Genomic DNA, 13,240 nt, shown 5'->3' on the forward strand with positions numbered 1-13,240 from the left:
ATCATTTCGCCGGTTCGTTCAACAAATCCATGAATGCCATTGTCTTGGCTTCCATCTTGTTGACCACGCCATCTATCAATGTCACCAGGTAATTGTAGGCAAACATAGCTATGATACCGACTATCAAACCGCCCACCGTAGTAATCATCGCCTCATAAATACCACCGGAAAGCAACGTTATATCAATATTATTTCCGGCATTTGCCATTTGCCAAAATGCACGTACCATACCCGTCACCGTGCCAAGGAAGCCTAGCATAGGAGCGCCACCGGAAATCGTGGCCATAATCGTCATTCCCTTCTCCAGTTTGGCAACCTCAATATTACCCACATTCTCGATGGCAGCCTGCACATCGTTCACCGGGCGTCCCAAACGGCTGATACCCTTTTCAATCATACGGGCCGAGGGAGTATCCACACTGCGACAATAAGCAATGGCAGCTTTCAATTCCCCACCCAAAATATAATCCTTTATCTTATCCATGAACTGGGGGTCTTCTTTCCCCGCCTTCCGGATAACATAGTTGCGTTCGAACAAGATGTAAAAGCAAAGTACGGACATCAAGCCCAGGACAACCATAATCCAGCCGCCCTTGACGGCCATGCTCCATAAGTTCATTTCGTCGGAAGCGTTTACTTGTGTCAGTACCGGATTGGCACCTGCAATAGAGTCAGTCAGTGCCGGAGCCACTTGGGCCAATAACAACATTACATTCATCAGCGAAGACAGTTTTTATATTCCTTGACCGTACGCTCCAATCCCAGATACAGCGCGTCACTAATCAGCGCATGCCCGATGGACACCTCGTCCAGCCACGGAATGTTTTGATAAAAATAATTCAGATTCACCAGGCTCAGGTCATGTCCGGCATTCAGCCCCAGGCCTAAGCTGCGGGCCACCTTGGCAGCCTCGACAAAAGGAGCTACAGCCGCTTCCCGTCCTTTGGGATAAGCCGTAGCATAAGGTTCCGTATATAGCTCCACGCGGTCGGCACCGGCTTTGGCAGCATATTCTATCATTTCGGCATCGGTGGAAACAAATACGGAAGTACGGATACCAGCATTGTTGAACTCATCCAACACTTCGTTCAAGAAGTCAAAATGGGTCTTGGTATCCCAGCCTGCGTTTGAAGTCAGCTGTGTAGGGCTGTCGGGCACCAAAGTTACCTGATGCGGTTTCACCTTCAAGACCAAATCCATAAATTCGGGTGCAGGATACCCCTCGATATTGAACTCTGTCCGCAGCAACGGCCGCAAATCATATACATCCTTACGGCGGATATGCCTCTCGTCAGGACGGGGATGCACCGTAATGCCATCAGCACCAAAGTCTTCACAATCCAGCGCTACCTTCACAACATTCGGGACATCACCTCCACGGGCATTGCGCAGCGTTGCCACCTTATTTATATTAACGCTTAATCTAGTCATAATTCGGTTTATAGTTTGGGACAAAAGTACAAATAATAGTTATATATTGGCAGCATTCTGAGAAAAAAATAGCATCTTTGCACTTCAATCCAACAGAATTGATTATGAAATTTGCCATATTCGGAAATACCTACCAAGCAAAGAAATCCTCGCATGCAGAAAACCTCTTCCGGTTGCTCGGACAGCATAATGCACAGCTCTGCATCTGCCGGGAATTCCATCACTTCCTGACTGCCGATTTACATTTAAACATACCTGACGCCGAATTGTTTGACGGAGATGATTTCTGTGCCGACATGGTTATCAGCATCGGTGGCGACGGCACTTTCCTAAAAGCAGCCAGCCGTGTAGGAAAGAAGAATATCCCCATATTGGGCATCAATACCGGCCGGCTGGGTTTCCTTGCCGACATCTCACCGGAAGAGATGGAAGAGACCTTCGATGAAATCTACAATAATCACTATAAGGTGGAAGAGCGTAGTGTACTGCAACTGAGGTGCGACGATGAACGCTTGATGCAATCCCCTTACGCCCTCAATGAGATAGCCGTATTGAAGCGGGACAGTTCGTCCATGATCAGTATCCACGCCGCCATCAATGGCGCTCCGTTGACCACTTATCAAGCTGACGGCCTGGTTATCTCCACACCTACCGGTTCCACCGCCTACTCACTCAGCGTCGGCGGTCCGGTCATTGTGCCCCACAGTAAAACCATCGCCATCACCCCGGTGGCTCCACACAGCCTCAACGTCCGTCCCATCGTCATTTGTGACGACTGGGAAATTACACTTGATGTGGAAAGCCGCAGCCACAACTTCTTGGTTGCCATCGACGGCCGTAGCGAGTCCTGCAAAGAAACGACCCGGTTGCACATCTCACGTGCCGACTATAGCATAAAGGTAGTGAAACGGTTCAACCATATTTTCTTTGATACCCTTCGCAATAAACTAATGTGGGGGGCGGACATCAGATAAGCCTATATCACTTCATTCACTCCAGCAGGATAACCTATTCACTCCAGCAGGATAACTTATTTACCTCAGTGGGGAACTCCATTTTGTCTTATCCTGATATAGGTAGACACATTTACAAACTAATAAATGTGTTACTATTATGACTTCAAAACGAAAGCTTTATCGTGAAGATGAAAAACTGTTTTTTCTTCACTCTTACTACCAATCAGGTATGAGTAAGCATGCCTTTTGCCGGGCACATGGCATTTGTTGCCCTGCCTTGCTAAATAGTTGGATTAAAAAGTATTCAAATTTAGCAGAAGAGCTATCTTTGCCTTCTGAACAAGAATCACCAGATATGTCCAATCGCAGCAAGGAAGCCTACAAAGATGAAAATGCCCAATTAAAAAAGCGCATTAAAGAGCTGGAGAAAGCTCTGTCTTTCTCCAAGCTGGAAACAGAAGCCCGTGAGTTGATGATTACGCGTGCTGAAGAACTCTTCAACATCCCTATCAGAAAAAAATCTGGGGCCAAATCGTAACGGAACTGGTCAGTCAGCGCAACCTGAAAGTTGCGTTGGCCTGCCGTCTGTTTGGCCATTGTCGTCAAGCCTACTACCAGTCAAAGGCTGACATTGAGAGTCAGATACATAGGGAACGTCTCATGCTGGATGCTGTCCGTGATATCCGTATCGAAGATCCGGGTATAGGCTGTTACAAACTGTGGATTATGCTCACCGTGCTTTTTGGAGCCGGGTTCATGCCTGGGCGGGACAGCTTTTATGCATTGCTCCGGCAACACCGCTTGATGCTTCCTGCCCGCAAGACCCGGCATACGACGAACTCCAACCATCGCTACCACAAGTGGAAGAACCTAATCAAAGGACTGACCTTGACTTCAGCCAACCAGTTGTGGGTCAGCGACATTACTTATATACCACTTGCCAATGGTGAAGTCTGTTATCTGCATCTGATTACGGATGCCTACTCCCATAAGATAGTGGGATGGGTGCTTGCCGACACCTTACGGGTATCGGCAACCATCAATGCATTGCAACAGGCTATAGAGCAGGCTGTTGAAATGACAGGAGATGAAAATCTTACGGGCCTGATACATCACTCGGACCGTGGCGTACAATACTGTTGCGACCCATACGTGGCACTTCTTCAGAAACATGGCATTGCCATCAGTATGACGGAAGACTACAAACCCACCGACAATGCCGTTGCGGAACGTATCAACGGGATTATTAAGGCGGAAAGCAGCCATCCTCGAGGCCGGTTCAACGAAATCGGGCATGCAAGAAATGTCATAGCTCGCTACATACATTTCTATAACCATCGCAGACCGCATATGAGTATCGGGTATAAAATACCTGCTGTGGCGCATCTGGAGAAGGGAATACAGAAGAAAATGTGGAAGAAGAAAAAATATCCTTCCACAAGTAGCAATAAAAAGAAGGATGCAATATCTTTGCAAAGCCGGACAGCAAGTCCGGGCGAAGGCGCAGGACAGCGCACCTGACAAAGACAGAATGCCTCTTTTAGGGGCACCCAGTCTTGCCGGACAAGCAAGCACGGGCTCTGCAAATGCAGCAGGATGACTGTCAACAGAATCAGGACAACTCACTTTGCTGTGTCTACTATATCAGCAGGGCTTGGGAAGAAGTGACTACTGAACCAGTACAACATTCCAAGAACCGTCTACTGATATCGGTTATAAAAAGAAAAAGCGTCTAGCTAAATCAGGAAAAGACATTTACCCCAGGATGTAACTACCTTTACCCCGATATGTAACGGCCTTTACCCCGGTGTGTAACGGCCTTTACCCCGGTGTGTAAAGAGTCTTTCCCCGGCATGTAACGTCTTTTACATAAGGATGTAACAACGCTGTAAATGTAATGTATTGACAATAAGTTCCTAAACCCATCCATCAGTTTACCACTTCTTATACTGCAAATGACTATTTCTGCCATCCTCCTTCATCGTGGAATATAGAATTAAATAATAATCACACAAAGTATATTTTCAGCAAAAAACAATCGTTTTTTTGTAATCGGTTGGTAGATAAGACTTAAAGAGTAGAAAGTTCGGTAGCCGGTAGCGATTTGGTAGCTGTGCGGGTTTCGCTGCATTGCTTCGCTTTGCTCTTGGAACTGATGCAAATATAGGGATTTTGACCGAAAAAGGGAAATGTTTCGGGGGATTTTTTATTTTTCGGGATTACCGGATTACAGGAAAGGCATAAAAGCAGGAGGCGGTGCAAGAAACGAGGTTGCACCAGTGGTTTTACCCGAGGTGTAAAGTGCTGATTTTCAGTGTGTATTTCTGTGGTGCAAGGTGCAGCTATATTTATATATATAGCTGCACCTTGCACCAGCCACACAGAGCTGTTTTGCGGCTTGCACCGAAAATCTTTTAAGTTGTTGTAAATGAACAGGTTTTGAATTTTTATGTTTGTTTCGGGGGAAAGGTGGGATGAACGGGGTGTTCCGATAGGGCTTGGCGGCTTCGTGCTTGCCCTGCAAGGGTTTGGCAGGTGGGTGGCTGGAATGTCGGATTTAGGGCAGTCTTGGGGCTTTTATTCAATCCTTTGCCCTTTCCGGTCGATGTAATACCAATCATCGCTTTCCCAATAGTGGTATTCCCCATCCGAATCGGGAACTTCTTGCTGTTCTCCCGTGTCGGTTACTTTCGCCTTCCCGTTCTCGAAAGGAAAGCCAAAAGCGAAGCGTGGCTCTATGAGGGTATTGCCATGCTCGTCCGCATATCCGATACGCCCTTTTTCATCGACGATGCGGTAAACGCCTTCCTGCACGGAATCGTTGCCATTGTCATACCTGTATGGGACATAAAGGCTTGCGGGATGGCTGTTGCCGGAGGATATGGCCGTGCAACGGTCATGATAAAGGGTGAACAGCCATATTTCAAGCAGGATGGCAAGGACTGCAAGCACCGTGCAGACAAGGAAACGGAGGCGATAGCGTTGCCGCACCGATACATGGAACGCCCCGTAAAAGTCGTGCATCATGCGGTAACGCTCTTCGGTATAGATGCGCATATTCCTCCAAAGCAGTATGGGGAACGGTAGTATCAGCGGGAAAAGGGTAAGGCGGTTGTCTGTCTCATAGAGAAAGCGGACAGACGGAGAGTCCAAGAACTGTAAAACAACGGCGACCGGAAACAGAAGGCAGGCGAACTGGACTACGCTGATGACCACAAAACTACGGTCAGGGAAGCCGTGCCGACAACTGCGCCACATCCAATAAAAGAAGTGGTCGAAGAATCCGGGGAGCTTCGGCCGACCGGTTCTTTTATGTGGGGAGGCTTTCTTCATACGTTTGCGGCTATATAGATGCAAATAAAATGATTTTCTTCCACACGGGAAAGATTTTTGCGGTGAAACTTTTTGAGTGATTGGACTTTTCACTATTTTTGCTTTGATGTATAACGGTTCGTCCGTAAGGTATGAATTTGGCTTTTTCTGTTATTGTTATGGAATGGTTCGATAAGATAAGCGAGTTTATGGAGGGTCTGCCGGAGTGGTTGCAGGAGCATCCGAGGTACGGCTACCTGATCGTGGCGGGAATCCTGCTGCTGTGGCTTGTGGGGATTGTCTGCGGATGGCGGTGGACGTACTCCCGTCCGGGAAGTTGGGAAGGGAATTTCTGGCTGGGTACGCTGGGTGAAAGGAGTTACCGTTTCTGGCTGGGGCTGATCGTTGCCGCCGCAACGGGATGCGCTCTGCTGCTGTTCTTCGTAACGGGATAAGCAAGCGGAAAACAAGGAAAGGAGGAAGCTATGTTCAAGGAAGCGGCATACTGGATGTATTACTTCTGGAGCAAGAACAAACGTGCAAGGAAAGACAAGGCGGTTATCTCCAATGCCACGTGGACGATGGCAATCCTGTGGTTTCTTAACCTGACGGCTCTCCATCTTTTGTTCGAGGCATGGGGATGGGATATGCTGACGGGCTGGTTCTCTTCCCTGACGGACAAAGTGGAATGGAGCAGGTTCAACCCGGTTGCCTACCTGTTCGCCGCAGCGATGCTCGCCCCTTTTATCTGGATTGCCAGAAAGCTGTATTACCGTCCTGCGAAGCTGAAAGCGATGCAGGCGAAGTACGAGACAATGGGCGAATACCGGAAACTGCTCGGTCAATGCCTGTTCTGGCTGTATATTACCGGCAGCTTCGCATCCTTCTTCATCATAGCCGAACAAAAGAACCATTCCAAGGAGCAACCGCTGATCGAAAGGTTGCAGGAGATACGGGACGGCAAATATCCCGTTGAAAAGACGCACTCACCAACCGGCAAGACATACTCACCAACCGGCAAGACATACTCACCGACCGGCGAATGACCTTCTTCCGGCTCCCCCCTGCTTACTGTCTCACGCCGTTCTGGGGGTGGAACCGGCACAGCCTTTCTGTTTTTCACGACCGAATATCCGAACCTATGGAGCAAAATCCGAATCCGCAGCGCAAGGACATACCGTAACCGATGCAAAGCACCGGAAGGGTGCTTGTTGCAGACAATTTGTAATTTCGTGTAAGATTTATGTAATTAACATTAAAATTGAAACAGAATGAAAGAGAATCTTACACAAATTCTAATGAATGAAGCCATCCGGGAGGGATGGCGGGAGTGGATGGCAAAGGTGCGGACGGTATTGCCGCAAACGGATGCGGAGCGCCCGGTAACATGGATTGCGGCGGAACGGCTCGCACGGGATCACGGGCGGATGGTCCGGCTGGTAGAGCTGCTCAGGGAACACCGCCCCGTCCTTTCCTGCCGTGTGCAGGAAGAAGCCGGATTGCTGATACTGGTCGCCTACCACCGGCACGGCAGCTCGGCGGACTTCCTGCTGGATACGGCGGAGGCGTATTTCCGGGAGAAGGACTGCGGAGGATTCCTGTTCCTCTGCCGGATGCAGGCAAGCATCAACGCCTACGACGAATACCCGCACCTGAACGTGCTCTGCAACCGTCTGGCGGGACTGCTGTTCCGCTTCCGCCGTGAACGGGAGTCCGAGTACCGCAAGGGCATACCCCCGATGTTCGGCAAGGCGGACTTGCAGGAAGTGGAAAAGTACCTGCCGCACCTGCGGGGCTGCTCTTTCCGGGAAGAGGTCGCACTGGCTCTGCCCAAGGTGAAAAACGTGGAGGAGCTGGCACGGGAATGTGCCATGTCGGTCAATACGCTGGGACGGCGGTTCAGGGAGGAGCTGAACACGACTCCGCACCGCTGGCTGACGGAACAGCGGAAGGTGCACGTGGTCTCCCTGCTGGCGGACACGGACATGCCCTTCCAAGAGATTGCCGACACGTGCGGCTTCGCCACTCCGAGCTACCTGTGGGACTTCTGCAAGAAGCACCTGAAGGCTACTCCTGCCGAAATCCGTGAAATCGCCCGGTGCGCCCGTCCCGTCCGGCATCCTTTTCCGGTTCAGAAGTGAGGGGCTGACCGCCCGCAGCCGATTGGCGGACAATCCGAACACGGCGGTGAGAATTCAGAACGCCCGTTTCCCGACACCCCGCTAACTTTGCTTCCTTATAAACAACCCGAGACAGAATCATGATGGAAGAATATTTCAATACATTGTTGCAGGAGACGGAGCGGCGCATGGCTGCCGCTGCCGCCGGTATGGAGGGAAAGGAAACGGTCGCCACCTGCCGGGAGATGGTTTCGTACCTGAAAGCCAAGAACCGTGAGCTGAAAGCGTATGCGCTCGCCCGTCCGTTCAGCGGGAACGAGGAGGAAATCCGTTATTTCAAATACTACAAGCCCGCCCTGACGGGCAGGTTGCTGTACTATTACCGGGTATATCAGATAGAGAGCGGCTGTCCCGGCTGCCTGCGGGTAGCCGAAACGTACTACCGCAGGGCGATGGAACGTGCCGAGCGGATGATGGAACGCTACCTGCCCTTCTACCAGTATTACCACAGCGGGGCGACATACCGGGACGATTACTATTTCCTGCGGGCGAAGGGCGAACTCAGCCCCGAAAGCGGCAGCTTCGTGCTGGACGAGGAAGCGGAGTTCTCCACGGGCTACGACATACTGGCGGCACGCCTGATCTCGGTGGAGATGCTGCTGGTCTATCTGAGCCGCCGGATAGAGCGTGCGGCACGAGGGGACGGTACGGAAGCCGTGCCGGGGAAGGAACACCGCTGGACGGACACGAAAATCGCCGCCATACAGCTTGTTTACGGCATCCATGCCGCCGGAAGCGTGGACAACGGCAACGCCGAGATCGGCGAGCTGGCTGCGCTGTTCGAGAAGACCTTCCATGTGGATCTGGGTAACGTGTACCATGCTTTCGGCAGGCTGCGGGGACAGCAGAACCCGACGGCGTTCTTGGACGAGATGAAGGAGAAACTGCTGAAAAAGATGCGGGACATGGACAGCAGGTGATCGGCAAGTCGGCAGCAAGTTGGCAGCAAGTTGGCAACGGGGCGGCAGAGGCGGCAGGAGATGAAAAGAGATCGTCCGGAGGGCAGAAAAGAGCCTTTCGGACGCTCTCTTTTTGCTCTTTTTGCTTCGATGTAAGTTCCTTTCCGCCTTGTTTTTATGTTATTCCTACTCTTTCCTTGCCTTTTTCAGTCTTTTCCGCCTTTTTGTTGCCCGGAAAGGCGGACGGAAGGGCGGCGAGGGTGAAAAAAGAGGATGGAAAAATGCGCATCAGAAAAAAATCTTTGCCAAGGTGCCGGTATGGTGGCAGGAAAAACCGGCGAATCGGGCGACATTTGCGGCAGAAACCTAAAAAAGAGTACGACAATGGAAATAATGACCATCGAGAGCAACGCCTACCGCCTGCTCGTGGAGAAGATCGAGAAGATAACCGCCTACGTGGAGGAATCCCGGAACCGGGAGGAAACGGAGCGCAAACGGAAAGAGGAAGCGGAAAGCCCTGCTGCCAAGGGACGGAAAGCCGACCCGAAGTGGATGACGCACAAGGAGGTGTGCGAGATGCTGGACATCAGCCACCGCACCCTGCAACGCTACCGGCAGAAGCATATCATTCCCTATTCCATGATCGGGCGGCAGATACGCTATCCCCGGCAGGCGGTCGAGAGCCTGCGAGAGCGGTGGATGGTGGAGACACCCGCCGCCAAGATCGACCGGATGATAGCGGAACATCCCCTGCATAACCGAAAAAACGGCAGCTATGGTAAAAAAGGAAGAGATACTGGCAAGAACCAGTAACGGGCTGGACGTGTTCCGCCACTACCTGCCCGTGAAGTGGCGGGTGGGCAGGAACTTCCTGAACCCGCTGTACGCCGACAGCAAGGCTTCGTGCAACGTGTATTACGACCGCCGGAGCGGTACGTACCGGATGAAGGACTTCGGCAACGGGGACTATTCGGGCGACTGTTTCTTCCTCGTGGCGAAGCTGAAAGGGCTGGACTGCCGGAACGCCGCCGACTTCGTGGAGGTGCTGCACACCATCGACCGGGAGCTGTGTCTCGGTCTGGAGAATGACAGCCCGGAAGATACAGCCGTTCCGGACGGCGGCTGCCGTACCCTGCGGCTCGTGCCGGGCGCAAGGGAGAATGGGACAAGGGAGAACCGGAGCGGTGAAGGAATATCCGTCAGGGCAAACGGGAACGGCACGGGAAAGCCGGACGGGTACACGGAAGAGGCGGCTGCGCCCTTTGACCGTCCCGAACCGAAGCCCTACCGGACGACGGAAAAGCCGTTTACGGATGCGGAGCTTGCCTACTGGGGCGCATCGGGCATCACGGAGGAGCTGTTGCACCGTTACGGGGCGGTATCGCTCGCCGAGTACCGGGGCGAGACGAGGGAAGGCAAGTCGTTCGGCTTCAGTTCCACCCCGGCGGAACCGATGTTCGGCTACAAGGGGAAATGGGGCGTGAAGGTCTATCGCCCGATGTCGGAGGTGCGCTTCGTCTATGGCGGACACACGGGCGACAACTACTGTTTCGGGCTGGAACAACTGCCCTCGAAGGGCGACCTGCTCTTCCTCACGGGCGGCGAGAAGGATGTGCTGACGCTGGCGGCGCACGGCTTCCATGCCATCTGCTTCAACTCGGAGACCTCGGTCATCCCGGCGAAGACCGTGCGCAAGCTGGTCTATCGCTTCAAGCACATCGTGCTGCTGTACGATACGGACAAGACGGGGCTGGAGTGCTCGGAGAAGCACCGTGCGCAACTGTCGGAGTACGGGGTGAAACGGCTGGTGCTGCCGCTGCCGGGGACGAAGGCGGAGAAGGACGTGACGGACTACTTCAAAGCCGGGCACACGAGGGAGGAGCTGATGGGGCTGTTCCTGAAGCTACTCGACACGCTGTACGGGGACACGATGGCGGTGCTAAAATCGTGCGAGATCGACTACGACCACCCACCCGAACAGGCTGTCGCCATCGTTACCGCCGGGGAGGTGCCGTTAGGCTCGGAGGAGAACATCCTCTGCATCACGGGCGGCGAAGGGACGGGCAAGAGCAACTACACCGCCGCATTGGTCGCCGGGGCGATCATGGAGAGGGAGACGGACGCCGACCTCTTGGGGGTGCGGGTGGAGCCGAACCGCAAGGGGCGTGCGGTACTGCTGTACGACACGGAACAGAGCGAGCAACAGCTCTACAAGAACACGGGGCGGCTGCTGCGCCGTGCCGGGCGTGAGCGGATGCCGGAGTACCTACACGTATATTGCCTGACAGGAATGTCGAGAAGCGAGCGGCTGACCGCCATCGTGCAGAGCATGGACAAGTACCACTACCTGCACGGGGGCATCCATTTAGTCGTCATCGACGGGGTGGCTGACCTGATCCGCTGCGCCAACGACGAGGCGGAGAGCGTGGCGCTGATTGACGAGATCTACCGGCTGGCGGGAATCTACCGCACGTGCATAGCCGCCGTGGTGCATTTCGTACCGAACGGTCTGAAACTGAGGGGGCACCTCGGCAGCGAGCTGCAACGCAAGTCCGCCGCCATCCTCTCCATCGAGAAGGACGAGAACCCGGAGGTGTCGGTGGTGAAGGCGTTGAAGGTCAGGGACGGCAGCCCGCTGGACATCCCCCTGATGCAGTTCAGATGGGACAAGCAGGCCGGGATGCCCGTCTATGTGGGCGAGAAGCCGAGGGCGGAGAAAGAGAAGCGCAAGGAGAAGGAGCTGGCGGAGATGGCACGGGAGGCGTTCGCCCGGCAGGAGAAGTACGGCTACATCGAACTGTGCGAGCTGATACAGGAGATGCTGGAAGTGAAGGAACGGACGGCGAAAGGCTACATCCGCTATATGCGGGAAAAGGAAATCATCGAAAAGGAGGGCGACTGCTATGTACACGGACAGGGAAGAGTTTGAGGGCTGGATGGAGCGCATCATGGAACGCTTCGACCGGACGGAGAAATTGCTGGAAAGGGTGCTGAAGAAGAACAACACGCTCGACGGCGAGGAGGTGCTGGACAACCAAGACCTGTGCCTGCTGCTGAAGGTGGGCATCCGCACGCTGCAACGCTACCGTGCCATCGGGGTGCTGCCGTACTTCACCATCAGCGGCAAGGTGTTCTACCGCACGAAGGACGTGCACGAGTTCATCCGCACCCGTTTCGCCGAAGTGGAGGAACGGGCTGCGAAACGCAAGGAGAAGGAAGCCCGGAAAGCGGAAAGGCGCAGGAAAAGGGGGCTGTTCCCGTGAGAATGACATTTTTCTGACGGTGCTTTAGGTGGATGAAGCCCTGCCGGATCGTGAGATTAGGCGGGGCTATTGTTTTGTTATTCGGGAAGTTTCACTATCTTTGCGATGCGAAGATAGGATGCGGCTCGGCATTGCTCTCGCCTTTCGTTATCTTTGCCATACAAAGGCAGAGGACGGTGCTTTCGGGCACGGTCGCTGTCGTAACATAGAAGATTCATACCCGGCTTGGAAGCAGGCGGGGTTGATATACATATTGTACGTTCGCTGAACGTCTTATACGAAAAACTGGCACTTTTTTGACAAACAAGACGGATGGCGCAATGCGCATGCTGTATGCTTATACGGCGTGGGCTTGCCTATTCTTGTTTGTCGGGTATGCCAGTACCTTCGTATTAGGAATAGCGTGAGTTCACGCTGTTCTTTTGGGTGCAAGGCGGACATAATCCTTAAAAACTCATTGACATGAAACAGATTACCTTGCACGTGTACCAGTCCCTTGACGGTTGTACGGTCGGAGCGGACAAGCATTTCGATGCGGCGACGGATGCCTCCTGCTGCGTGCTGATCGACGAAGAAACCTACCTGCGCATTTACCTGAACCATCTGGGCTGGCCGCTCACGGCAAAAGAGACTTTGGTCGTGACGGGCGGCTGTATTGACCTGACGGAGAAGGAACGGGTGCAGTTTGTTACAGGGGATGCGGCAGCGGAACTGCGGAGAATAAAAGCGGACGGCGAAGGTACGGTAACGGCTTACGGAGCGGAAACCGGGGCTTTGCTCTTGGATAACGGGCTGGCGGACGAAATCGTGGTGACAACCGTGCCGGTACTGGTCGGCGGCGGTGAGAAGGCACTGGAGTGCGGGCTGAATGACGGCAGGATATGGGTCGTGCGATCGAGCAAGGTATTGGAAGACGGGAAAATCCGGACGGTGTACGGAAGGGTGTGCCCATGAAATGTAAAAAGCTGCTGAAAAGCGGCTCAGGTCATTTAGGAAAGGGCGACGGATTATAAAAAAAAACGACCCGCCTATTTGAGCATTATCAAGAGGCTTGGCGGGTTCTATTGGTGCAAAGATAAGGTAAATTCTTTGAAAGACAAAAGAATATTAAATTTAGGTAATACCGTTGCCTAAATTTGAGGTATAAAATAACAAAGGTGCATCATTGATGCACCTTTGTTATATAATATGTAACTGAC

General features: G+C 52.9%; 15 protein-coding genes. 11 read left to right on the top strand and 4 right to left on the bottom strand.

The annotated features are described in order from the left end of the window. Position 1: 1 nt before the first annotated feature. Positions 2-718, bottom strand: coding sequence for a MotA/TolQ/ExbB proton channel family protein (locus tag NQ510_RS00820; protein WP_005829951.1), 717 nt, complete (start codon positions 716-718; stop codon positions 2-4). Then, a complete protein-coding gene (locus NQ510_RS00825; RefSeq protein WP_005829949.1) occupies positions 718-1,431 on the bottom strand; it encodes a pyridoxine 5'-phosphate synthase in 714 nt (237 codons plus the stop codon). The genes NQ510_RS00820 and NQ510_RS00825 overlap by 1 nt, the downstream gene beginning before the upstream one ends. 104 nt (positions 1,432-1,535) lie before the next feature. On the opposite strand from NQ510_RS00825, the gene NQ510_RS00830 reads away from it, so the two are divergent. The 3 genes from NQ510_RS00830 to NQ510_RS00840 all read left to right on the top strand — a co-directional run bounded on the left by NQ510_RS00830 (position 1,536) and on the right by NQ510_RS00840 (position 3,908). Then, positions 1,536-2,405, top strand: a complete 870-nt coding sequence (locus NQ510_RS00830) for an NAD kinase (protein WP_005829945.1) — start codon at positions 1,536-1,538, stop codon at positions 2,403-2,405. A gap of 139 nt (positions 2,406-2,544) precedes the next feature. Next, positions 2,545-2,925: a transposase gene (locus tag NQ510_RS00835; protein ID WP_005829611.1), complete on the top strand. Its 381-nt coding sequence runs from the start codon at positions 2,545-2,547 to the stop codon at positions 2,923-2,925. 23 nt (positions 2,926-2,948) lie between these two features. Continuing rightward, complete coding sequence (locus tag NQ510_RS00840; RefSeq protein ID WP_225990577.1) at positions 2,949-3,908, top strand: IS3 family transposase; 960 nt, start codon at positions 2,949-2,951, stop codon at positions 3,906-3,908. A 1,056-nt stretch (positions 3,909-4,964) separates the two neighbouring features. Here NQ510_RS00840 and NQ510_RS00845 read toward each other — a convergent pair. After that, complete coding sequence (locus NQ510_RS00845; RefSeq protein ID WP_005647615.1) at positions 4,965-5,720, bottom strand: WG repeat-containing protein; 756 nt, start codon at positions 5,718-5,720, stop codon at positions 4,965-4,967. A 131-nt stretch (positions 5,721-5,851) separates the two neighbouring features. Between NQ510_RS00845 and NQ510_RS00850 the strand changes: the two genes are divergently transcribed. The 7 genes from NQ510_RS00850 (at position 5,852) to NQ510_RS00880 (ending at position 12,041) form a co-directional block, all read left to right on the top strand. Next, complete coding sequence (locus NQ510_RS00850) at positions 5,852-6,154, top strand: immunity 17 family protein (protein WP_005829935.1); 303 nt, start codon at positions 5,852-5,854, stop codon at positions 6,152-6,154. Positions 6,155-6,184: 30 nt separating this feature from the next. Then, positions 6,185-6,745 (top strand): hypothetical protein, encoded by a 561-nt coding sequence (locus tag NQ510_RS00855; RefSeq protein ID WP_005829933.1) that lies wholly within the window; start codon positions 6,185-6,187, stop codon positions 6,743-6,745. A 225-nt stretch (positions 6,746-6,970) separates the two neighbouring features. Then, the gene (locus NQ510_RS00860) at positions 6,971-7,840 is read left to right on the top strand and encodes a helix-turn-helix transcriptional regulator (RefSeq protein WP_005647609.1); all 870 of its coding nucleotides are present in this window, start codon (positions 6,971-6,973) and stop codon (positions 7,838-7,840) included. 122 nt (positions 7,841-7,962) lie between these two features. Beyond that, positions 7,963-8,799, top strand: coding sequence for an RteC domain-containing protein (locus NQ510_RS00865; RefSeq protein WP_032938608.1), 837 nt, complete (start codon positions 7,963-7,965; stop codon positions 8,797-8,799). A gap of 363 nt (positions 8,800-9,162) precedes the next feature. After that, entirely contained in the window at positions 9,163-9,591 is a 429-nt protein-coding gene (locus tag NQ510_RS00870; protein WP_005647606.1) for a helix-turn-helix domain-containing protein, read from the top strand. Beyond that, complete coding sequence (locus NQ510_RS00875) at positions 9,554-11,707, top strand: bifunctional DNA primase/helicase (protein WP_005647604.1); 2,154 nt, start codon at positions 9,554-9,556, stop codon at positions 11,705-11,707. Before NQ510_RS00870 ends, NQ510_RS00875 begins: the two co-directional genes overlap by 38 nt. Then, a complete protein-coding gene (locus tag NQ510_RS00880) occupies positions 11,682-12,041 on the top strand; it encodes a helix-turn-helix domain-containing protein (RefSeq protein ID WP_005647603.1) in 360 nt (119 codons plus the stop codon). The genes NQ510_RS00875 and NQ510_RS00880 overlap by 26 nt, the downstream gene beginning before the upstream one ends. A gap of 273 nt (positions 12,042-12,314) precedes the next feature. Here NQ510_RS00880 and NQ510_RS00885 read toward each other — a convergent pair whose 3' ends face one another. Then, a complete protein-coding gene (locus tag NQ510_RS00885; RefSeq protein ID WP_225982716.1) occupies positions 12,315-12,644 on the bottom strand; it encodes a hypothetical protein in 330 nt (109 codons plus the stop codon). Here NQ510_RS00885 and NQ510_RS00890 point away from each other — a divergent pair. Continuing rightward, a complete protein-coding gene (locus tag NQ510_RS00890; RefSeq protein WP_225982715.1) occupies positions 12,525-12,995 on the top strand; it encodes a dihydrofolate reductase family protein in 471 nt (156 codons plus the stop codon). The two genes, NQ510_RS00885 and NQ510_RS00890, sit on opposite strands and share 120 nt — an antisense overlap. Positions 12,996-13,240 lie beyond the last annotated feature (245 nt).

Source organism: Bacteroides uniformis (assembly GCF_025147485.1).
Taxonomy (GTDB): domain Bacteria; phylum Bacteroidota; class Bacteroidia; order Bacteroidales; family Bacteroidaceae; genus Bacteroides; species Bacteroides uniformis.